General features: G+C 38.6%; 15 protein-coding genes. 4 read left to right on the plus strand and 11 right to left on the minus strand.

Annotated elements, in window-relative coordinates; genetic code table 11:
- Positions 1–161: 161 nt before the first annotated feature.
- The 5 genes from EZ456_RS08680 to EZ456_RS08700 all read right to left on the minus strand — a co-directional run bounded on the left by EZ456_RS08680 (position 162) and on the right by EZ456_RS08700 (position 5279).
- Positions 162–533, minus strand: coding sequence for a four helix bundle protein (locus tag EZ456_RS08680; RefSeq protein WP_131529264.1), 372 nt, complete (start codon positions 531–533; stop codon positions 162–164).
- Between the two features lie 69 nt (positions 534–602).
- Positions 603–1778, minus strand: coding sequence for an acetyl-CoA C-acyltransferase (locus tag EZ456_RS08685; protein ID WP_131529266.1), 1176 nt, complete (start codon positions 1776–1778; stop codon positions 603–605).
- Positions 1779–1921: 143 nt separating this feature from the next.
- The gene (locus tag EZ456_RS08690) at positions 1922–2293 is read right to left on the minus strand and encodes a four helix bundle protein (protein ID WP_131529268.1); all 372 of its coding nucleotides are present in this window, start codon (positions 2291–2293) and stop codon (positions 1922–1924) included.
- A 69-nt stretch (positions 2294–2362) separates the two neighbouring features.
- Entirely contained in the window at positions 2363–4768 is a 2406-nt protein-coding gene (locus tag EZ456_RS08695) for a 3-hydroxyacyl-CoA dehydrogenase/enoyl-CoA hydratase family protein (protein WP_205945055.1), read from the minus strand.
- Between the two features lie 76 nt (positions 4769–4844).
- A complete protein-coding gene (locus tag EZ456_RS08700) occupies positions 4845–5279 on the minus strand; it encodes a MarR family winged helix-turn-helix transcriptional regulator (RefSeq protein WP_055903221.1) in 435 nt (144 codons plus the stop codon).
- A gap of 110 nt (positions 5280–5389) precedes the next feature.
- On the opposite strand from EZ456_RS08700, the gene EZ456_RS08705 reads away from it, so the two are divergent.
- Positions 5390–6367 carry a hypothetical protein gene (locus tag EZ456_RS08705; RefSeq protein ID WP_131529271.1) on the plus strand — a complete coding sequence of 326 codons (978 nt, stop codon included), beginning with the start codon at positions 5390–5392 and terminating at the stop codon, positions 6365–6367.
- Positions 6368–6614: 247 nt separating this feature from the next.
- Here the strand turns inward: EZ456_RS08705 and EZ456_RS08710 are convergent, their stop codons facing one another.
- The 5 genes from EZ456_RS08710 to EZ456_RS08730 all read right to left on the minus strand — a co-directional run bounded on the left by EZ456_RS08710 (position 6615) and on the right by EZ456_RS08730 (position 16258).
- Positions 6615–7937, minus strand: coding sequence for a DUF6089 family protein (locus tag EZ456_RS08710; protein WP_131529273.1), 1323 nt, complete (start codon positions 7935–7937; stop codon positions 6615–6617).
- Positions 7938–8346: 409 nt separating this feature from the next.
- Positions 8347–10056: a DUF885 family protein gene (locus tag EZ456_RS08715; protein WP_205945056.1), complete on the minus strand. Its 1710-nt coding sequence runs from the start codon at positions 10054–10056 to the stop codon at positions 8347–8349.
- Positions 10057–10371: 315 nt separating this feature from the next.
- Entirely contained in the window at positions 10372–12708 is a 2337-nt protein-coding gene (locus tag EZ456_RS08720) for a GAF domain-containing protein (protein ID WP_131529275.1), read from the minus strand.
- An 81-nt stretch (positions 12709–12789) separates the two neighbouring features.
- Positions 12790–14511 (minus strand): gamma-glutamyltransferase, encoded by a 1722-nt coding sequence (gene ggt, locus EZ456_RS08725; RefSeq protein WP_131529277.1) that lies wholly within the window; start codon positions 14509–14511, stop codon positions 12790–12792.
- Positions 14483–16258, minus strand: coding sequence for an AMP-dependent synthetase/ligase (locus EZ456_RS08730; RefSeq protein WP_131529279.1), 1776 nt, complete (start codon positions 16256–16258; stop codon positions 14483–14485). Before EZ456_RS08730 ends, ggt begins: the two co-directional genes overlap by 29 nt.
- Before the next feature lie 252 nt (positions 16259–16510).
- On the opposite strand from EZ456_RS08730, the gene EZ456_RS08735 reads away from it, so the two are divergent.
- A complete protein-coding gene (locus EZ456_RS08735) occupies positions 16511–16975 on the plus strand; it encodes a hypothetical protein (RefSeq protein ID WP_131529281.1) in 465 nt (154 codons plus the stop codon).
- A 132-nt stretch (positions 16976–17107) separates the two neighbouring features.
- On the opposite strand, the gene EZ456_RS08740 is transcribed toward EZ456_RS08735, so the two are convergent.
- Positions 17108–18886, minus strand: coding sequence for a M61 family metallopeptidase (locus tag EZ456_RS08740; RefSeq protein ID WP_225876502.1), 1779 nt, complete (start codon positions 18884–18886; stop codon positions 17108–17110).
- A 426-nt stretch (positions 18887–19312) separates the two neighbouring features.
- Between EZ456_RS08740 and EZ456_RS08745 the strand changes: the two genes are divergently transcribed.
- Together EZ456_RS08745 and EZ456_RS08750 are read left to right on the plus strand one after the other, a co-directional pair.
- Positions 19313–20410 (plus strand): efflux RND transporter periplasmic adaptor subunit, encoded by a 1098-nt coding sequence (locus EZ456_RS08745; RefSeq protein ID WP_131529285.1) that lies wholly within the window; start codon positions 19313–19315, stop codon positions 20408–20410.
- A gap of 2 nt (positions 20411–20412) precedes the next feature.
- Entirely contained in the window at positions 20413–23523 is a 3111-nt protein-coding gene (locus tag EZ456_RS08750) for an efflux RND transporter permease subunit (RefSeq protein ID WP_131529287.1), read from the plus strand.
- Position 23524: the final 1 nt, after the last annotated feature.

A 23524-nucleotide genomic window follows, 5' to 3' on the forward strand; every position in this document is an offset into this window, starting at 1 on the left:
AGATTTGAGACCTGCTCAAATTCAAACTCAAATCGTTTATTGTTTCATGAGATATTAGATTTGAGACCTACTCAAATTCCAATCTCAAATCGATTATTGTTTCTTTTTGAGATGCTAGATATGAGATTTGAGACCGAACACCTTCTCAAATCTATTGCCTCCTATCTTTTAACATTAATTTTCTTTTCCAGCATTTGCTGAAAACCATAAGTCATTTTTTGTAACTCATCAATCTGAGTAAGTAATGGGTCTAAAATTTCAGATTCAAGAATTGCGAGTTTATTAGCAATTACCAATTGAGTTTGTAATTCATAAGAAGATCCGTTGGCTATTCCTAAAAAGTTATTAAATTCTTTAACGGAGTTCCTTCCGGCACCTTCGGCAATATTAGATGGAATTGAGACAGCTGCCCTTCGAGATTGGCTAATCAGTCCAAAACGTTCATCAGATGGAAATGTCGAGGTTGCCTTATACACATCAACAGCTAAGTCAATAGCCTTATTCCAAATCTTTAGTTCTTTTAAATTATTCATTTATATTTTATTTATAGGAATAACATAAGCGGATGTTATGTCTCAAATCTCATATCTAGCTTCTCAAGTCTAAAAAAGTTCAAATATCCCCGCAGCACCTTGCCCAGTTCCTACGCACATGGTTACCATTCCGTATTTCTTGTTTTGCCTTTTTAGCTCATTCATGATCTGAACGGTAAGTTTCGCTCCGGTACAGCCCAGCGGGTGCCCAAGCGCAATTGCGCCACCATTTACATTAATTACATCAGGATTTAAATCTAATGTTCTGATTACCGCTAAAGATTGAGAAGCAAAAGCTTCGTTCAGCTCGATTAAATCGAGATCCTCTTTTTTCAATCCGGCTTGTTTCAGTGCTTTTGGAATCGCCTCAATTGGACCAATCCCCATAATGCGTGGTGGAACTCCTGCGATCCCGTAACTTACCAACCTGGCAATCGGTTCTGCATTTAATTCTTTCATTTTCTTTTCAGACACCACTAAAACAAAAGCTGCCCCGTCAGATGTTTGCGATGAATTACCTGCGGTTACACTTCCAACCGCATCAAATACGGGTTTTAGTTTCGCCAACTTATCTAAGGTAGTATCTGCACGTGGACCTTCATCTGTATCAACTACGTAAGAACGCGTTTTCTTTTTAAGGTTTGCATCGAGGTAATTTTCGTTTACCGTGATTGGCAGAACCCCATCTTTTAAATGACCGTTTTTTATAGCGTGAATGGCTTTCTCATGAGATTTTAACGAAAAAGCATCCTGATCTTCACGGCTAACATTATATTCTTTAGCTACCGCTTCGGCGGTTAAACCCATTCCCCAATACCAGTCTGGATTGTTTTTTGCCACCTCGGCGTTTGGAACCAATTTCCACCCACCAAAAGGCATTCCGCTCATTACTTCTACACCACCCGCAATAATACAATCAGCCATGCCTGCTTTAATTTTAGCTACAGCAGTGGCAATGGTATCTAAACCCGATGCACAATAACGGTTTACAGTAACGCCAGGAACTTTATCGGTATCCAAACCCATTAGCGAAATCATACGGCCAATATTTAAGCCCTGCTCTGCTTCGGGTGTAGCATTCCCCACAATTACATCGTCAATCTGTTCGTTATCTAAATTCGGAACCGATGCCACTAAAGCCCTAATTACTTCTGCGGCTAAATCATCAGCTCTTGTAAAACGGAATACGCCACGGGGTGCTTTGCCCACTGCTGTACGATATCCGGCTATAATATATGCTTCCATTGTTTAAGATTTGAGATCTGAGATTTGAGATTTGAGACCTGCCCAAATTCAAACTTCAGATCGATTATTGTTCTTTTAGATATGAGATTTGAGACGTTAGATGTGAGACCAATTACTTTCTTAAATCTAGCGTCTCAAATCTTTTATCTTTTAATATTAATTTTCTTCTCCAGCATCTGCTGGAAACTATAAGTCATTTTTTGTAACTCATCAATCTGAGTGAGTAAAGGATCTAAAATTTCAGATTCAAGAATTGCGAGTTTATTAGCGATTATCAATTGAGTTTGCAGTTCGTAAGAAGAACCATTGGCAATCCCTAAAAAGTTATTAAATTCTTTAACTGAGTTTCTTCCAGCACCTTCAGCAATATTAGATGGAATTGAAACAGCTGCTCTTCTAGCTTGACTTATCAAACCAAAACGTTCGTCAGTTGGAAAAGTTGAAGTTGCTTTGTAAACATCAACCGCTAAAACAATAGCTTTACTCCAAATCTTTAACTCTCTTAAATTATTCATGTCTATTATTCTAACGCTATGCTATGAACGACGCAGCCTGTCTCAAATCTATTGTCTCCTATCTCACATCTAGTTACGCAACGGTTTCCCCTTCGTAATAATACTTTGAATCCTTTCTAAACTCTTCCGCTCACCTGCAAGTGATAAAAATGCTTCTCTTTCCAGATCCAATAAATATTGCTCAGTTACTTCTGTTGGAGCGGATAAATCGCCGCCACACATTACATAACCTAATTTTTCAGAGATTTTTTTATCGTGTTCGGAAATGAAATGCCCGGCATACATGCTATTTGCACCTGCATAAACAATCCCTAGCCCTTGCTTTCCTAATACTTTAATATCGTTCCGCTGCACTGGCTTGGTGTATCCGGCATCAGCCAGTTCTATTGCTTTAGCTTTTGCATCGGCCAATAAGCGGTTCCGGTTCATCGAGATCGAGAATTTATCCTTTTGCAGATAACCCAGTTCGTAAGCCTCGTAACCCGAAGTAGAAACTTTTGCCATTCCAATAGTTAAGAAACGGTCTTTCAAAGCATTTTGAACAATCTGATCATCTTTGTACTCATCAGAAGCACGTAAAGCAAATTCTTTCGTTCCGCCACCACCAGGGATAACGCCCACACCAAACTCAACCAAGCCCATGTAAGTTTCGGCAGAAAGCTGAACGTGATCGGCATGTAAACTGAATTCGCAGCCTCCGCCCAAGGTTAAATTATGTGGGGCAACAACAACAGGAATAGAAGAATAACGGATCCGCATCGAAGTATTCTGGAACATTCTGATCGCCATGTTCAATTCATCCCACTCCTGCTCTACCGCCATCATAAAAATCATCCCCACATTAGCACCAGCAGAGAAGTTTGCTCCATCGTTGCCGATCACCAAACCGCGGTAATCTTTCTCGGCCATATCAATGGCTTTGTTAATTCCCGAAATGACATCACCGCCAATGGTATTCATTTTGGTGTGGAATTCTACATTCAGAATGCCGTCGCCGAGATCGATAATCGAAACACCCGAATTTTTCCACAGCGTTTTATTTTCCCGAAGGTTATCTAAAATGATAAACTCATCTGTTCCGGGTAATGCTTTATAACTTTTAGAAGGGATATCGTAATATTTTTTAACGCCGTTTTCTACTTTATAAAATGAAGTATTTCCGGCGTCGAGCATTTCTTGCACCCAAACCGCAGCTTTATTGCCATATTGCTCCATTCCTTCTATGGATTCTTTTATGCCAACGGCGTCCCAAAGTTCGAAGGGACCAAGTTCCCAACCGAAGCCTGCCCGCATCGCATCATCAATACGGTATAATTCATCAGAAATTTCAGGAATTCTGTCCGATACGTATTCGAACAAACCAAAAGAGGAATGACGGAACAATTCGGCTGCTTTATCTTTTCCTTTGGCAAAAATCTTCATGCGCTCACGCAGATTTTCTATCGGCTTGGTCATTTCTAAGGTAGCCGATTTTACTTTTTGCTGAGGTTTATACTCTAATGTTTTTAAATCAAGCGCAAGGATTTCTGTTTTACCATCAGCAGATTTCGTTTTTTTATAGAAACCTTGTTGGGTTTTATCTCCAAGCCATTTGTTCTCTTCCATTTTTTGCACATATGCAGGAAGTTTAAACAAATCATGTGCTTTATCATCCGGACAGTTATCATAAAGTCCTTTTGCCACTTTAATCATGGTATCTAAACCTACCACATCCGATGTACGGAAAGTAGCCGATTTTGGCCTACCCAATGCTGGCCCTGTAAATTTATCAACCTCTTCTACTGTTAAATCTAATTTTTCGACTAAGTGCAGAAGTGCCATAATCGAATAAACGCCTACCCGATTGGCAATAAAGGCTGGAGTATCTTTACATAAAACAGTAGTTTTTCCTAAAAATTTGTCACCATAATGCATCAGGAAATCAACAATTTCAGGTTGTGTGTGCGGTGTAGGAATAACTTCTAATAATTTTAAATAGCGAGGTGGGTTAAAGAAGTGTGTACCACAGAAATGTGATTTAAAATCTTCACTTCTTCCTTCGGCCATTAAATGGATCGGAATACCAGAAGTATTCGAGGTAATCAATGTGCCAGGCTTCCGAAATTGCTCTACCTGTTCGAAAACTTTTTTCTTGATATCAAGATTTTCGACCACCACTTCAATTACCCAGTCGTAACCGGCAATTTTCGACATATCATCGTCGAAATTCCCAGTTTTGATCTTATTTAATGCTTTTTTGGTATAAACTGGCGATGGGTTTGTTTTTACTGCCGTTTGCAAAGCTGTATTTACAATCCGGTTTTTTACAGCTGGGTTATCCAGTGTTAATCCTTTTGCCTGCTCTTCGGGGCTCAGTTCTTTGGGGGCAATATCTAACAGCAAAACCTCTATACCAATATTGGCGAAGTGGCATGCAATACGCGATCCCATAATACCCGAACCTAAAACTGCAACTTTATTAATGCTTCGTTTCATTATCTATTTGCTTTTCATTAGTCTGATAGAGCCATTTATGTAGTAACCTACCAAACAGATTTGATTATTATATTTCTTAATCAACGGTATAGGCTACCGTGATATCATTTAGTTTTATCAATAGATTAATAAAAGTCTCTTTCTCCTTTTTCGAGAAATGCTCATCGAGATATTCATTAAATTTTCGAACAACACCTTTGGCCAATTGTTTTTTCTCTTTACCAAAATCGGTCAGAAAAACCTTTACCGAACGTTTATCGCCAGCAGATGTTTCACGGTAAATGAGATTGGCCTCTTCCATATTATTTAACATACGAGACAAACTGGTTGCTTTAACCCCAAGCAAGCCAGCTAAATTTGAAACAGCTGTGCCCTCAGCATCATCTATATTAATAAGCATATAACCAATGGCCTGGGTAATTCCAAAACTGGATGCCATTTGATTGTACTTATTAAACATATTTTGCCAGGCAAACTTAACGTGGTAATCTATGGTTTGTTGTTGTTTCATTTTTGCTAATTTATTATGCTTGCATAACAAAGCTAATGAATGTATTTTGTTAATGCAATAGAAAAATTCAAAATAATTGTCAAATTTTTCTTATCATAGTCACACACAAAATGAAAACACTTAATATGTTAAAAGTTAGAGGAATTCTCCTATTTAGCTTATTTATTTTATGGGCTACAATCGGTAAAAGTCAGGTATCTTATTTCGGAGCTGCTCTTTTAAACAGTCAAAAATTAGAGGCTTTTAAAAAAACAACAACCTTGTTTACTTTACAGTATGCTGATTATGCTGAGCTGGAAAAATTTGATCGGGCCATTAAAAAAAACTGGACAATTACCCCTTATAAAATTATTAAGCCCGAAGAGCTTGCCCGTTATGATACGCTTTCGAATTATTCTTTTTTTTATTTCGATGGTTATGCAGAGCAGTTAGATAGTACAACAAACGTAAATGTGGTCTATGCACTAAAATTAATAACGCCATCTAAAAAACCCAAGGTAAAGGAAGAAAGTATACTTGCAACGGTTACACTTTTTCCCGACCGGAACACCAATCTGCTAGTTGAAACACAAGATCAGCAATATGGATCAAAAAGAAGTATAAAAAATAATATCTTATCAAATCTTTACAACAAATCGAATTTTCTCAATTGGTCGCCAGGATTTCTAACGGGTTATTTAAAACGGATTAATGATGGATTGCTCGCAAACGAGAATTGCAATTTAGATTATCAGTTTTACAATAAGGTACGTTTACCAGAACTGGCAAAAGAAACACTTTACATACCCGAATATATTAAGGAGGTGTTTTCATCAAGATTAGTGCTTTTACCACAATCGGGCATAATTTCTGAACCTTATAACTACAAACTCAAATTTGTATCATACAAAATGCTCGATAGTTTAATTTTGAGCAAAGAAACCAAAATTAAGTACGTGGTGTACACGCAGCGGTCTAACGACAAAATAATCAGTGTTTACGATAGCAAAGATGATAAAATCATTTATCAACACTTCTATCCGCAATCGACAAATTTTGAAATGAATGATTTAAGTGAAATTAAAAAAGTAATTATTTCGCTTAAATAAGGATTTTTTTTTACAAGAGGGGAACCATCTCGACTTCATTGCGCTCCGTTACTATTAATAGATTCCATCCGGGCAGTCGTCATCCCCGCGCAGGCGGGAATCTTAAAGCTTATTGCATTAAGATTCTCAATCAAGTTGGGAATAACGAATCCTCGCAGCCTAGACGACTAGAGTCAGGTGGTTTTGGGATATAAAAAAAGCGCCCCGATAAATCGAGGCGCTTTAATGTATGTGTTAAAAAAACAGACTAGTAAAGTGTAAACTCTACACGACGGTTTTGTTGACGACCAGCTGCTGTTTTATTAGTGGCAATTGGTTGGCCCATGCCATAACCCGTAGCCTCAATACGTGATGCATTTGCACCTTGAGAAACTAAATAAGCTTTTACAGATTCTGCTCTATCTTTTGATAAACGCAAGTTTAATTCTTTTGAACCTGTATTATCTGTGTGACCAGCTAATTTTAAGCTAAAGTTTTTCTGAATCAACAATGCTGCAACTCTATTTAAAGAAGCATAAGATTTAGAACGGATGGTAGCTTTACCTAAATCGAACTCTAAGTTTTTAATTGCTTCATTAACAACTTTACGATCTTCTTCTGTTACGATTACTTTTTCTATAACTTTTTCAGGAGTTTTTAATGGACAACCAGAACCATCAACAACAGTACCTGCTGGTGTATCAGGACATTTATCTAATTTATCTGCAACACCATCGCCATCTGTATCTTTCAAGATGTCGTTCATTTCTGAACGTAGTTTTGCATTTTCAGCTTTTTGAGCATTTAAATCAGATTTCAAACCTTCTGCAATTTGTTTTGCTTTTAAAGCTTCATCATAAGTTAAAGCTACCGGGTTGTGGAAAGCCAATTGTTTTCCGCTACCTAAAGCAAACTCTAAACCAGCATAAGCATAGTTGTATTTATCATTACCTCCTCTGTAGTAACCATCTAAGTTATCTCCATCAACAAAGTTGATAGTCCAACCTAAATCTAAGTTAACTGCATCAGAAATTTTAAATTTTGCTCCTAACCCTACAGGAATGATCAATTCATTGATGTTATCGCCACCATTAAGTGTCGAAGTTCCTGCTGCTGTAGTAATAGTAGGCTTGTAAGCCGCAATACCAGCACCAGCAGAAGCATAAAGCTGTAAAGTGTTCTCTTTTTTAAACATATCAATATTAAACATGTTTACAACAGCATTTAAACTTCCTGAATAAGATAACTCGGTGTCGAATGCTCTTACTGGAGAATTGTTTACCAAACCACTTTCGTAAGGTTCGGTATTATCGCCTTTTAATTTACCACGAACTCCATCTAAACGAAGAGAGAAATAAGGTGTAAATTGTTTTTTAATGTAGAGGCCATAACCTAAACTTGATTTGTTATTACTGAAATCATTTTTTCCGCCCAATGGTGATAGTGGCGTAAGTACACCAGCGTTTACACCGATAGACCATGTTCTGAATGTTGTTGTTGAAGTTGCAGGGCTTTCTTGAGCTGAAGCAACTGACCCGATGAATAAACCAGCGAGTGCAACTGGTAGTGTCTTGAATAGTTGTAATTTCATAAATTTTCTATTAACGTTGAATAAGCGTTACTGAAGCATTACAATAGCCATACCAAAAATACAAGCGTGTAAAAATACTTATCAACTTTTCAACACCAATATCCAGTGAAGTACAAGGATAAACTAAAAAACACATTATTCAATGGTAAGCGCAGTAATTTCGATCTGCTTAGACTTTGCAGCACTTCTAAAATCAAAATCTTTAACTTCTGGCTTCAATGTCCCTATTTCCTGTAGCTATTCTACAAATGGCAGGTAATCGCCAGTATCCTTCTTGTTAAAGTAGATTAATGTCAGTTCATCAGGCTGGGTAAGTCGCAGCTGCGAAATGCAGATCAATATTTAATCAATCCTTTTTTTGATCATCTAGTACTTGATATTGTAAGCGCATTAGCCACAATATTGTACACTATTTGATATCGCCGGCAAATTTCCATCGGGTGCTGAAATTTTCAGGCAATTGCTGATTGGTTAACAAGGCTCTTACCATTTCTACCGGCATATTATTTTCGTGCAGTATGCGATTGTGAAACTGAATATTGGTCATTTTACCACTTTGCACCAGTTCTTTGTGCAATGCCCGAAACTGTAATCCACCTAACATGTAGCCAATTTGATATAACGGTCCATAACCTCCAGTAAACGATCTACGTACCTCAGCTTCTGCATTGGCACGTTCAAAACCCACGCGATCTACCAAAAAGTCGATGCACTGCTTAGGTGTCCATTTGCCTAAATGGTAGTTCATCGAAAAAATAATGCGCGCACAGCGGTGCATGCGCCAAAAAAGCATTCCAATTTTATCTTCCGGAGATTTTGCGAAATTCTGGTCCCACAGCAACATCTCCCAATACAGCGACCAACCTTCCGACCAGAAAGGCGTACCAAATACCTTGCGGTAAGGTTTGTAACGGCTTTGCATAAAATATTGGAGGTTGTGCCCTGGAATAAGCTCATGAAAAACCACAGCTCTAGAAAAATGCCTGTTGTTGCCTCTCAGGGTCATCATTTTGACATCTTCGCTCATGTCTTCTGTTGGATAGGCAATTAATACCGATTCGCCACCCAGAAAAAATGGTGCAAACAATTGTTCCTGCGGACTTAACATTCGCATGCGCCAGCCTTCTTTGGCCAGGGCCGGAATGGCGATGAGTTTGTTTTTCTCTACAAAGTTTATGGCTTCATTAGCGAGTTCATAAACCAGTTCGGGCTGTTTTCCCAATGCTGGATAATCGGTTTTTACCTTTTCCAGTGCTTTTTTCCAGTCGTTACCAAAGCCCATTTGCTGCGAAGCTTTGAGCATTTCGGCATCACACCAGGCAAATTCCCTCATGGCAATGGCCTCAATCTGCTCAGGTGTATAGGCAATCATCTCATCCTTTAAGCTGCTTAATAAAGTTGTTCTCCCTATCGGATTACCTATAATCCCGCTTCCATCGTCTTTGGCATTTGATGGTTTAGCTATTTTACCCAATACAGCAGCATAATCCTTTAATGCGTCTACTACTTTAGGATAAATAGCTTTGGTGGCTTTGGTAAATTGCGGATCGTAACCATCATAAAATTTATAGGCTTCGGTAAATACAGCTAGGTATTGATTAACGGTTTGCTGCGCCCAAGAAGCCTGTATTGGCGTAACAGCCAAGTCCTTGTTTTCTACTGCTTTTGTTGTTTTCTGAATAGCCTCTTTAAGTTGTTCGAATTGCTGTTGTGTGGTTTTACCGTCTTGTTGTTGGCCAATCCTTCGCTTTGCCTCAAAATCCAATAATGTTTTGACAAAAGGCAACGTAAAAATGCTGGCTTTATACTCGGCATAGTTCTGTTGCAAATTTGCCGAATCTGATCGAATATCGCGTTTAAGCAAAATATAATCTACCCTTTCATTTACAGTTAGCTTGTTAAAAGGCAATTCCTTTAATTGTGTTTGCCAAGCTGCATAAAAACGCTCCATCCGATTAAAGTATTCCTCAGATCGCTTGAGCGTATATTTACGATTAAGCATGATCTCGTCTGATTGGTATTGATTAATCAGCGGACTTACCAGGCTGGCTTCATTAGTTTGAGCTTGTAATTGTACTGTAACTGTTAGAAACAAAAACAGAAAGAATAGTTTACGCATAGCGATTGGGGCATTTTGATTAGCTGACGCAATATAGCTAAACCGCGAAGTATTTGCTGCAGTGTGCCTGTGTAACTTATTGAAGATATTGGGTTTTTGATCTCTAGGCTAGCAAATGCGAATCAAGAATAGAGATTTTAATGTTTTTTTGGAGCGCAGTTCCCTTGAGATGATTAAAGGTAATCCAACTTTCCGCTATATCTTTTTTGCCTTAAAGGCAAAAAAGGATGCCGCTTCAATTTGGGCTATTTACTTGGGTCATTGCAACAGAACATAGTACTAAATTATTAGCAGGGACCATCTACAATTGAATGCTTATAAAATAGTTAAGCGCAATGCCTTTAATCCGCTTAATCCCTGTAAATCTTCCAAATCAAGATCTTCAGTTTCGGGTTTCAGTACCCCTGTTTCTTGCAGGTATTTTACGAATGGCAGATAATCATCTATATCTCTTTTGTTGAAATAGATCAATGCCAGTTTATCGGGTTGGGTAAGGCGCTCCTGTGAATTGCGAATGAGGATCTTATCAATCCTTTTTTTAATCATTTGATACCTGATGTTATAAGCTCCTTCTACATCGAACTTCCGCTCGTCGATCCTAAAGCTAATATCTATTGGATGGTTATGGATAAAGATTAATTGTGTGGTGGCCAGCTTAATGGGCATATCAGGCTGGAGCAATTGTACCATTTTGGCAATCTCAGCCATTGACGATAGTTGCCATAGTCTTAAGTTTTTAAGATGGAAGTGATTAAAAATCCGATCGGGTGCTATAGACTGCCCGATATAAATGTCGTATTCAACACCATCCGTCCTGAATTTTTCGAAGTAACAAGGATAAGATTTCTGCAGTTTTTCGCGTTCAGTTTCAAAATAATCGTTAATGGCTGTATTGATCAGCTGCATCGATGTTTCCAAAGCCTGGCGGTACTTATACACTTCACCATGAGGCGCAGAAATGCGATCAAGATATTTATCGATTACCTTTTGGGTATTAGGATGCGATTGGGAAATGAGCTTTAGGTAATCGCTGGTTTCTTCTTTAAGGAAAATATTGAGGCTATTCTCTTCGGTTGTATTCAGCTCATCGCCCTGCAAAATATCACTCCATTTATTGCAGTTAAAGATAATTTCTACCAGTAAAGCATCGCTATAAGTTTTACTCAGCTGATCAAGCGTTTCACGAAACAGACTCAAGTGCAGGCTCAGATCGGCCTTACTGGCAATATTACGTTCAGTAGTAGAATTTCTAATATCTATTGCACCATAAAAAGGGTAAACATCTGCAAAACTAATATCCTCATTACGCTGTGGCAAATTCCTTTTCTTATTGTAAAGGTGATGCCAGGCTGCTTCATTAAACTTCCACTGTACAGCTGGCTGGATAGAGGTATATTTTTCTTTGATAATGTTTTCAATCTCGAGATTAAATTCGTCGATATAGACCTGTAAGAGTTGAGCAATAGGTGCTAAGACGGGCTCCAATAAGGTGATTTTCTTTTCATCGAAAGTTTCTCCAACCCAGGTATGCATCCCCAATACGCCTACCAAAATTTGGCTGTGAAATACAGGTATGAGCGCCATCGATTTTACATTTAGCTCCCTAAACCTGTCTAACCAAGGAAACATTTCTTTGCTTTCTGCCCAGATATCGGGCGAATAAAAAGAATTAGGATGCGCAGCGTAGCCCTCCGCAATCTGCCGAAAAGCTTCAGGACTTAAGGTTTCTTCGCCCCACACCGAAAACAGCAGGCCACTACCTCCTTTTACGTAGCCATAAACCATTTTGTTGTTTACCCTTACGAAAGGGAAAAGGTCGAATTGGATATTGGCATTTTGAACCAGCACTTTAAGCGATTGTATCACTTCTCCGTAAGCTGCACCCTCACTACCGGGCACACGGCTCAACCTTACACTTTTAATATTTTCTACGGCCTGTTTGGCAGTAACATCGGTAATGTTAAGCACCGAAATGCCTCTAAGCTCAAAAAGTGTTAACGGTAGCACTTGCTGTAGTTTATGCAATCCAGATTCTTCGCTCAAATATTGTTGTAACTCGCGGTAGCTAAGATCGGGCAATGACTGCTTAGCCTTTACTTCGATAAAACTGGCATTAATACCAATATGGAAATAACCTTGCAAACCAGTATCAGCATTGATGCCTGAATGGTATTTTTCTTTTAAAGGCGCATGAAATGCGTATAGTTCGTTAAGAATGAAGGAGTAGATGAAATGCAGGCGATCATGCTCATGTTGCTCAAGCGTTTTTGAACCAACAAAACTATTCTGATCTTTCTCTTCATGTTCGAGCAGTTCGTACATCAGCTCCGTTCCATAAAAAGTAATGGGCTGCATTGGTGCACAAAGCCCCCAAGCCTGATGATGCTCTGTTAAAAGGGTTGGAGAAAGACAGGCATACATATGCTCCAGCAGTAATTCGTGCTGATAAATATCTTCGATAGCGATAACCTGTTCATCAATTCCCTGTTTTTTAAATTCTTTTAAGGCATTGCTATAAAGGGTAGATTTTACGGTCTGTTCTTCTTTGATTTTTCGCTGCAGGTATTTGATAAAAGGGCCAAAAGAGATAGCCGAATCTACCTCAGGTAAATCTGGATAATTTCGGGCATGATTAAATACGCGCTTCTTCATCTCTTTAAACTTTAAACCATACAACTAATTGAATTGCAAAAGATTGACTACCGCTAAGATAAAAAATAGATTGAGAAATTGCTACCAGCCGATGGCCTTATCATCTCCCCTTGGGTCGGCCCCACCCTGAAAATTGCCCCACTTAGTTTTTAAGATGGCATCAACCCTACCAATTGGACCTCTAGGCACAATTTTATAGCCTTTTGCCTTTAATTTTTCTATTGATATGCTATCGATGGCATCTTTTTCTACATACACCTCATCTGGCAACCATTGGTGATGAAACTTTTTAGCCGCTACAGCCGACTGCATAGACATGTCAAAATCGATTACATTTATAATGGTTTGAAATACGGATGTTATGATGGTTGAACCGCCTGGTGTACCTACAACCATAAATAATTTACCATCTTTATCTACAATACTCGGTGTCATAGAGCTTAACATTCGTTTATTTGGTGCAATTGCATTGGCTTCGCCACCAACTAAGCCATACATATTGGGTGCTCCCGGTTTAACAGAAAAATCATCCATTTCGTTATTAAGCAGGAACCCTGCTCCCTTTACAGCTACTAACGATCCGTAAGAACCATTTAAGGTTGTTGTAATCGAAACAGCGTTACCATCGCGGTCTACAATAGAGAAATGAGTAGTTTCTTCGTGCTCTGCTCCTTTTATTTCGCCAGCTAAAACAACACTACTCGGTGTTGCTGTTGCCCAGTTAAAGTTTGCCATGCGGTTTCTATTGTAATCGGCACTCAACATTTGTTGTTGTGGAACAGCGTAAAAATCAGGGTCGCCCAAATGTGTTGCCCTATCGGCATACACTCTTCTTTCGGCTTCTACAATTACCTGAACTGTTGAATCGGCATTATGCCCCCACTTTTTTAGCGGAAATTTTTCTACACTTTGAAGCAATTGGATTAGGGCAATGCCACCACTCGAAGTTGGTGGCATGGTAATAATTTTATAGCCTCTATAGTTACCCATTATTGGTTTACGCCAGGTGGCGTGATAATTTTTTAAATCTTCTTTTGTAATAAGACCTTTGCCACGCTGCACTTCTGCTATAACAGAATCGGCCACAGCACCTTCATAAAAACCAGCCCTACCTTTTTCCTGGATTAGTTTTAGGGTATTGGCTAGTTCTTTTTGAACCAAAAGAGCATTTTCCTGCCAGGTACTTTCCAAATTTACGAAGGCCGTTCCATCTGGATTAAAATCCATAAATTTTCTATGCAAACCATTCAATTCACCAGCTTGCCGCTTGGTAATTTTGAAACCATCTTGTGCCAAATTTATCGCTGGCTGCAATACCTGTGCCCAAGAAAGCTTTCCATATTTTTTGTGTGCCTCTACCATACCATCTACAGACCCAGGTACGCCCGCAGCTAATTGGCCGTAAAGGCTTTTATCTACGATTGGGTTGCCAATAGAATCGAGATACATATCCCTACTGGCTGCCGCAGCTGCTTTTTCTCTAAAATCTAAAGCATTTATTTCGCCGTTTGCACCGCGATATACCATAAAACCACCCCCACCAATGTTCCCCGCGTTTGGGTAAACCACGGCAAGTGCAAACTGAACCGCAACGGCTGCATCAACTGCATTCCCACCCTTTTTTAAAATATCTACACCCACTTGCGATGCTTCTGGATGCGCAGAAACCACCATTCCATTTTTATATTCGCCACTGTTGTTTTTACCCAATTGCCCGGTTACGCAACCAGCCAAAAGTAAAACAACACATAGGTATACTAATGATTTTTTAATGTTACTGAGGGGCTTTATAGTTTTCTGCATCTTTATATATTTTTTCTATTACCTCGTTGTTTTTCTCGGTAATCACTTTTCTTTTCAAACTTAATTTGGGCGTAAGCTCTCCTCCATCTATGCTCCACTCTTTAGGTAAGAGGGCAAATCTTTTTACCTGCTCCCATTTACCAAAACCTACATTTGCCGCTTCAATAACCTCATTATATTTAGTGAGTACCTGTTCGTTTTTAATAATCTCTTCGTTCGAGGTAAAAGTAATGCCTTTTCTTCCTGCCCAGGTTTTTAAGGTTTCGAAATTCGGAACGATCAATGCAGAAGGGAATTTTCTATTTTCACCTAAAACCATAATCTGTTCGATAAAAATCGATTCTTTATATTTATTTTCCAGCATTTGTGGGGCAACGTATTTACCACCTGCTGTTTTAAACATTTCTTTTTTACGGTCGGTAATTTTTAAAAAGCGACCATTAACAAGTTCTCCAATATCTCCGGTATGGAACCATCCTTCCTGATCAATCGCTTCATCGGTTAAATCAGGTCGATTGTAATAACCTTTCATTACCTGGTGCCCACGGGTTAAAACTTCACCATCCTGCGCTATTTTAACTTCTACCCCTTTAATTACCTCACCAACCGATCCGAACATGGTTCCTCCGAAGTGGTTAACCGTAATAACAGGCGAGGTTTCAGTGAGTCCATATCCTTCAAAAACAGGCATACCAGCCGCCCAGAAAATTTTGGCCAAACGCGGATTTAGCGCGGCCCCACCTGAAACAATCACTACAATTTCGCCGCCCAATGCTTCCTGCCATTTTTTGAAAACCAGTTTACGGGCAATCCCCAATTTAAAGTTATACCAGGCACCCGCATCAATAGTATACTTTTCCGCTAAAGCTACCGACCAGAAGAAAATTCCTTTTTTAACTCCCGTTAATGCCTTCCCTTTCTCCATTATCTTATCGTAAACTTTTTCAAGAAGCCTTGGAACAGTAGAAAATACATTGGGTTTTACATGCTGAATATCGGCGACAATGGTTTCCATGCTCTCGGCGTAATAAACTGAGGTATAGTTAAACAGGTATAAATAGATAATCATTCGCTCAAAAATGTGCGATAAAGGCAGAAAACTTAAGCCTTTTTTAACCCCTTCGGGTATCACCACAGCCGAGTTAACAAAATTTTCGACCAAGTTATTATGCGTTAACATTACGCCTTTTGGTGTACCCGTCGTACCAGATGTATAAATTAGGGTTAATACATCTTCGGGTGCAACATTAGCGCGATATTCTTCCAAATCAATATCTGTACTCGCTTTACCTAGTTCAATTAACGTATTCCAGTTTTCGACTGCTGCAATTTCATTAAAACTATAAATCTTAATAGCTGGGTTTATTGCATCGGCACAAGGCTTAATTTTTTTATACAAATCTTCATCAGCTACAAAAATAATGGCAATATCTGCATCTTTTAAGATAAACTGAATGTCGTGCTCGGCCAAGGTTGGATATAAGGGAATCTGATAAGCGCCGATCTGGTTCGCTGCAAAATCGGCAATATTCCATTCAGGTCTGTTATGCGACATTACAGCAACCCTGCCACCTTTAGTTATGCCTTGTTTAATTAATCCGCGGCTTAGGTTATCTACAGCAGTACAAAAATCAGCTGTACTATAATTTATCCATTTTCCATTAATTTTTCCGCTGATGAATTCTTGCTGAGGTTTTTCGAGGCTATATTTCAAAAGATCAAAAACCCGTTTAATTTCTGCCGCCATATGAATTATTATTATTTGGTTAAGTTAAAAAATCAAACATAAAGATTAACATCTATATGCTTTTTTAATGAAAATAATACCTCGTTGTTAATAAAACGCTGTATTTATTTTTCGTAAAAAATATTTAAATAAACTTAGTGATTACAAAATTACTATGCAAGCATTGTTTTTTATCCTTACAGATTTTTACCAAAAAAACAGAAACGGCATTAAAGTTGTTAGGCTGATAATTATTTACAAAATATTTAAATTATGAAAAAGTTATTTACAATTTTAGGATGCATTGCATTGTTTGCCCTTACAACGACAAACGTTAAAGCCCAAAACTATAAAACCGGACTAGGTTTAGGCATCGACTTTGGTGATGGTGCTACATTGGTTGGCCCGTCGCTTAGACATCATTTCAGTTCCAAAGCCGCAGTTCAAGGTGAAGTTTTATTTGGTGGAAATTCGACTATTATCCAAGGTTTCCTTCAGTATAATTCATCTATCCCTGGTGCTAAAGGCTTAGACTGGTATTTAGGTGGTGGTCCGTCTGTTCAATTGTATGATGGTGGTTCTAGTTTTTACTTAGTTCCGATGGTTGGTTTAGATTATAAATTCTCTGGTGCACCATTGGCCTTAGCTTTAGACTGGAGACCAAGACTTTACATAGGCGACAACGATAGCGATTTTAACGCTGGAAGATTCGGCTTAGGTTTTAGATATACCTTCTAGGCAAAGCGCATGGCGCTGAGCGCGAAGCGTAAATTAAAAGACATAAAAAATCCCATAAGAAATTAATCTTATGGGATTTTTTTATGGTATTTTGAGTTAACTATAAATTGAAAACTTAAAACTGCAAACTAACTAAACGCCTGTCCATTTTTTTAACACGGTCTTTTGCGCTGGTGTTGCTTTTTCATTTACGGTTGCTTTTAAGCGTACACTTGGATTTTCTTTTAAGCTTAAAGAAAATTCCTTTTCAAGTCCATCGCGGATTACTTTAACCGTGAGCTGATCGCCAATTTTTTTATCAGTAATAATGGGTAAAATATCTAACGAAAATTTCGGTTCTTTTAATTTCACATTTTTCAACACATCACTCAATGAGGATCCTCCAATCTCCACAATAATATCGTTTACATTTAAGCCATTCATCCAAGCGGCAGAGTTTCTGGTAACCGAAGTTACTTCTAAACCCTTATTAGCCAATTGAACGGCCGTACCAGTAACAGGTTTACCAGGGGTAGCATTTTCTGTAGCGACATCAACACCTGCATACGCGAAATATTTTACATAATCTACATCGTCTACACCGTTAACATACTTTGCCCAAAAGTTAGTAAAGCTAATTCCTGATATTTTCTCAACCATTGCTTTAAATTCTGCATCAGTATAACCACGCTTTAAGGTTTTGCATTGCAAATACATGGCTTTCATTACATCATCTAAACTTTTAGTGCCTTTGGTGGCATGGATGATTTCTAGATCCATTAAAATACCGATCACTTCTCCTTTACTATAGTAAGAGATGGAATTATTTTTTGAGTTCTCATTCGGACGGTAACCGATAATCCATGCATCATAACTAGATGAGGCTGCCGACTGATATTTAGCGCCAGGTGTATTTAACACGGTACCTACGCCACCAGCCAAATCTTTCAAAAATTCATTTACATCAGTAAAACCAGCTCTATGCAAGTATTTATTTTCGTAATAAGAAGTAAATCCTTCAGCCACCCAAAGGTTGGTGGTGTAGTTCTCATTATCGTAATCAAAAGGCCCTAATGCTACCGGACGTAACCGCTTAACATTCCAAAGGTGGTGATACTCGTGTGCAACCAGGCCTAAAAAGCCTTTATAACCTTCGGTTGTATTATAAGCGTTTCTTGTAGCGCCTAAAGTTGTAGAGTTTAAATGCTCTAAACCCCCTCCACCTTTTAAGAAATTATGAACAATGAAGAGGTAATATTTATTAGGGTTTTCGCCATAAACTGCAGTTTCTTTCTCTACAATTTTAGCCATATCTACTTTTAGTTTCTCTTTATCATAATTACCACCGCCGTACATGGCTACTTCGTGGCGAACACCAGCAGCTGTAAATTCGAAAATATCCTGATTACCTACTTCAATAGGGCTATCGTAAAGAATATCAAAATCGGTAGCTTTATAGGTAAACTGCTCACCGGCAACAGGTGTTAAACCAGTAGAAACTTTACTCCAGGTATTAAAAGGAATAATTTTTACAGTACTTGGCGATTTGATCATGCCATCAGGATGCATGAAAATCCCTGTTGGAGATAAAAATGCATGAGATTCGTCGATAAAAGGTGTACGCACAGAAATTTCAAATGCATAAACGCGGTAATTGATCTGGATATTGGCAGCCTTTGCCGAGAAAATTCTCCAGGTGTTTTTTCTTACTTTTTCTACCTTAACGGTTTTACCAGCCGCAGTTGCCTTAAATTCTTCTACACTTTTTTCAAACTCACGAACCAAGTAAGAACCTGGTGTCCAAACGGGCATTTTTACATCTACATAATCTTTTGCCAAGCCAGAAATATTCATCTGAACTTCAGCATAGTGTGCCTGTGGTTCTTTAAAAGAAACCTCAAAGCCTATTTTTACCTGCGCCTTCGCTGCCATAATACACGTTAGTAGTAAAACTAAACTTAAAATTGATTTTTTGTTAAACATATTGATATTGACTGTGTTTTGATGCAAATTTATATTTATTGATGGGGTTTTAGAACAAAATAGCTAAATGTGATGTAAAATAGTTGTGAAGCATTAGTTTGGTTCATCGTCAATAGCTCATAGCTGTTTTGCCAATTTAACTTTAAAGCGAAACCACGTTTCTCATGCGAGGCTTAATTAAAGGATGTAAACATGTATATTAATGTGCTATCGGCAAATTAACTCTAAACTGAAAACTGCCAACTCGAAACTGAAAAGGCTGTAACATCCTTAATACAACAAATTTAGGACTAAACTATTTGAATATTTTTACGCTCTAATTCTAAACATTAATTTCATTTTAATGTTGGAATACGCACAACACAAATAAAAAACATGAAGAAAAGGTATATTATCTATGCTGTTTTAGCTATAGGTTTGGCTTATTTGGTCTATTACAGAATTAACGCAAATAAAAAACTCGAAGGGAAAGGTGGAGCATCTGCCGGGGCAGGAAAAGGTAAAGCTGGCGGTAAAGGAGGTGCTTCTGCACCATTGGTAGTTGATGGAATTGTGGTAAAACCGATATCATTTGATAATGACCTGGAAGTAACTGGCGCTATTGATGCAAACGAATCGGTTGTGTTGAAAAGTGAAGTATCCGGCTTGGTTACCGGAATTTATTTTCAGGAAGGTACAACAGTATCAAAAGGAAGCGTATTGGTAAAAGTAAACGACAGAGATATACAGGCACAATTACAGGATGCCCTAACCAAGCAAAAACTTTCGGGCACTAACGAAAACAGGGCAAAACAGCTTTTGGCAAAGGGGGCTATTAGCCAGGAAGAGTACGATACTTCTTTGGCAGATTTAAAATCTTTACAGGCGCAAGCACAATTAATCAGGGCACAACTAGCAAAAACCACTATCAGGGCACCTTTTACGGGCAGAATTGGCTTGCGCAGCATTTCTGCAGGAACCTATTTAACACCCGCAACGGTAATTGCCAACCTGGTAAGTACCAATCCGGTTAAAGTTACTTTTTCTGTTCCAGAGAAATATGCGGGGCAGATTAAAATGAATTCAGAAATTATATTCACTACCGATGGCTCTTCTAAAGAAAATAAAGGTAAAGTTTATGCAATAGAGCCAGGGATTAATGCCGCTACCAGAACATTACAGATTAGGGCTTTGGCACCTAATGCAGACAATGCCTTATTACCAGGTTCTTTTGCCAAAATTAAACTGGCTTTAAATACGGTACAAAATGCAATTCTAATTCCTAACGAAGCCGTAATACCTGTATTAAAAGGCAAAATTGTTTATATACAGAAAGATGGAAAAGCGCAGGAAGTTAAAGTAGAAGCAGGTACCCGTACAGATGAAAACATTGTGATTACTTCTGGATTAAAAGCTGGCGACACGGTGTTAACTACCGGATCGATGGCGTTAAAAAAAGATGCTCCTGTAAAAGTTCATTTGGTTAAACAATAATTATGAGTATCTCCACCACGAGTATAAAAAGGCCAGTTTTGGCCATTGTGATGAACTTACTGATTGTCCTATTCGGGATAATCGGTTATACCTTTTTGGGTGTTCGCGAATACCCATCAATTGACCCAACCGTAGTTTCAGTAAGAACCTCCTATCCTGGGGCTAACTCAGATATTATCGAATCGCAGATTACCGAACCTTTAGAAAAATCGATCAACTCTATTGATGGAATCAGAAATATTTCTTCATCAAGTAACCAGGGAACGAGTAACATTACCATAGAATTTAACCTCGATAAAAATATCGAAGAGGCAGCAAACGATGTGCGTGATAAAGTATCGCAAGCCGCAAGAACCTTACCTAAAGATATTGATGGTTTACCTGTAGTAAGTAAGGCCGATGCCAACTCTGATCCGATTTTATCACTGACGATCCAAAGCGATAAACGCAATACACTTGAACTAAGTGATTTTGCCGAAAACGTAATTGCCGACCGTATCCAAACTATTCCAGGGGTTAGTAGCGTACAAATCCAGGGTCAAAGGAAATATGCCATGCGTATTTGGATGGACCCGAATAAACTGAGTGCTTATGGTTTAACTTCGCAGGATATTGTTACCGCCTTAGACAACGAAAACGTAGAGCTTCCATCAGGAAAAATTACCGGAGCTACTACCGAATTAACGGTTAAAACTTTAGGTAAACTTACTAACGAAAGTCAGTTTAACAATTTAATCTTAAAAGCCGATAGTAATCAGGTAGTTAAATTAAAAGATGTAGGTTATGCAGTTTTAGGGCCTGAAAACGAAGAAACCATTCTGCGTGAATCGGGCAGGCCGATGGTGGCCATTGCTATTATCCCTCAGCCAGGAGCCAATTACCTCGACATCAGTAAAGAGTTTTACAAACGTTTTGATAAGTTAAAAGCCGATATCCCTCAAGATATTAAACTGAAGGTTGCATTAGATAATACCCTTTTCATTAAACGTTCGGTAACCGAAGTGGCCGAAACCATTGGCCTATCGCTGGTACTGGTAATTTTGATCATCTACCTTTTCTTTAGAGATTGGGCCATTGCCTTCAGACCATTGATCGATATCCCTGTATCGCTGGTTTTCACTTTCTTTATCATGTATGCCTTCGGCTTTTCAATAAACGTATTGAGTTTATTGGCTATTGTACTGGCTACAGGATTGGTGGTAGATGATGGTATTGTGGTTACCGAAAATATCTTTAAAAAGGTTGAAGAGGGCATGTCTCCTTTCGAGGCAGCCATTAAAGGATCAAATGAAATCTTTTTTGCCGTAATTTCGATTTCCATTACCCTAGCAGCCGTATTTTTACCGGTAATTTTCTTACAGGGATTTGTTGGCCGCTTATTTAGAGAGTTCGGTGTGGTAATCGGGGCAGCGGTACTAATCTCCGCCTTTGTATCACTTACCTTAACACCAATGTTAAATGCCTACCTGATGAAAAAGGGTGGACATAAACCATCCAGGTTTTACAATTGGACAGAACCCTATTTTGTGAAATTAAATGATGCCTACGAATCGAATCTGAATAAATTTTTGGATAAAAGATGGCTTTCCGTTCCGATTATTTTGGTGTGTATGGGCTTAATTTTCTTATTCTGGAAGATTTTACCAAAAGAAACCGCTCCCTATGATGATAGAAGTGCGATAAACATTAATGCAACTACTCCAGAAGGTGCATCTTTTACCTATACTGATCAGTTTATTATGAAATTGAATCAATTGGTTCTCGATTCTGTTCCCGAAAAAAATGTGAACATTACCATCACCTCTCCTGGTTTTGGCGGCTCGGGCGCTGTAAACTCTGGTTTTGTGAGGATGGGTTTGGTAGATCCTGAAGAGCGTACACGTTCGCAAAAAGACATTGCCGATATGCTTACACGCATCACAAAGAAATATACCGAAGGTAAAACCATTGTGAACCAACAGCCAACCATCTCCGTTGGTCGTCGCGGTGGATTGCCAATTAGCTACATCATCCAGGCACAAAATTTTGAAAAATTAAGGGAGAAAATTCCTTTGTTTATGGATGCGGTATCAAAAGACCCAACATTCACCGTTTCGGATGTGAACCTGAAATTTAACAAGCCTGAAATTAACTTAACCATCGACAGAGATAAGGCAAAAAATTTAGGCGTTTCTATATCTGCCATTGCCCAAACCTTAAATTTAGGTTTAAGCGGTCAAAGGTTTTCGTATTTCTTCATGAATGGAAAACAATACCAGGTAATTGGCCAGTTCGATCGAGGAGATCGGAAAGACCCATTAGATTTGAGCTCGGTTTACGTACGTAATGATAAGGGCGAATTGGTTCAGCTAGACAATGTGGTTACCGCAAAAGAAGAAAGTAGCCCGCCACAGTTGTACAGGAACAACCGTTTTATCGCAGCAACTGTTTCGGCAGGTTTGGCACCAGGGAAAAGTATTGGTGAAGGTATAGATGCCATGGATGCCATTTCTAAAAAAGTATTGGATGAAACTTTCTCTACCGATTTAAGCGGAGAATCGCGTGATTTTAAAGAAAGTTCTTCAAATACCTTCTTTGCATTCGGCTTGGCGCTCCTACTGGTTTATTTAATTCTTTCGGCACAGTTTGAAAGTTTTAAAGATCCGATTATTATTATTTTAACCGTACCTATGGCCGTTGCAGGTGCATTTTTATCGCTATGGTTATGCGGTCAAAGCTGGAATATCTTCAGCCAGATCGGTACCATTATGCTTATTGGTCTGGTAACTAAAAATGGTATTTTAATTGTTGAATTTGCCAACCAGTTAAAAGAAAAGGGCATTCCGATTCCCGAAGCCATACGTGAAGCTGCTGTTTCGCGTTTGCGCCCAATTTTAATGACCAGTTTGGCCATTGCTATTGGTGCTTTACCTATTGCATTGGCTTTAGGTGCCGCAGCAAAAAGCAGAATGAGTATGGGAACCGTAATTGTAGGCGGGACATTATTCTCCTTGGTTTTAACCTTATTTGTAATCCCAGCAATTTATTCTTACTGGGCTAAACCATACAAACCGAATAAAGAATTAAAAGATGCCCATCGTTTTGAACAAGAAGCTTTACACACAGAAGAATAAG

It is taken from the genome of Pedobacter psychrodurus, from assembly GCF_004331735.1.
GTDB lineage: Bacteria > Bacteroidota > Bacteroidia > Sphingobacteriales > Sphingobacteriaceae > Pedobacter > Pedobacter psychrodurus.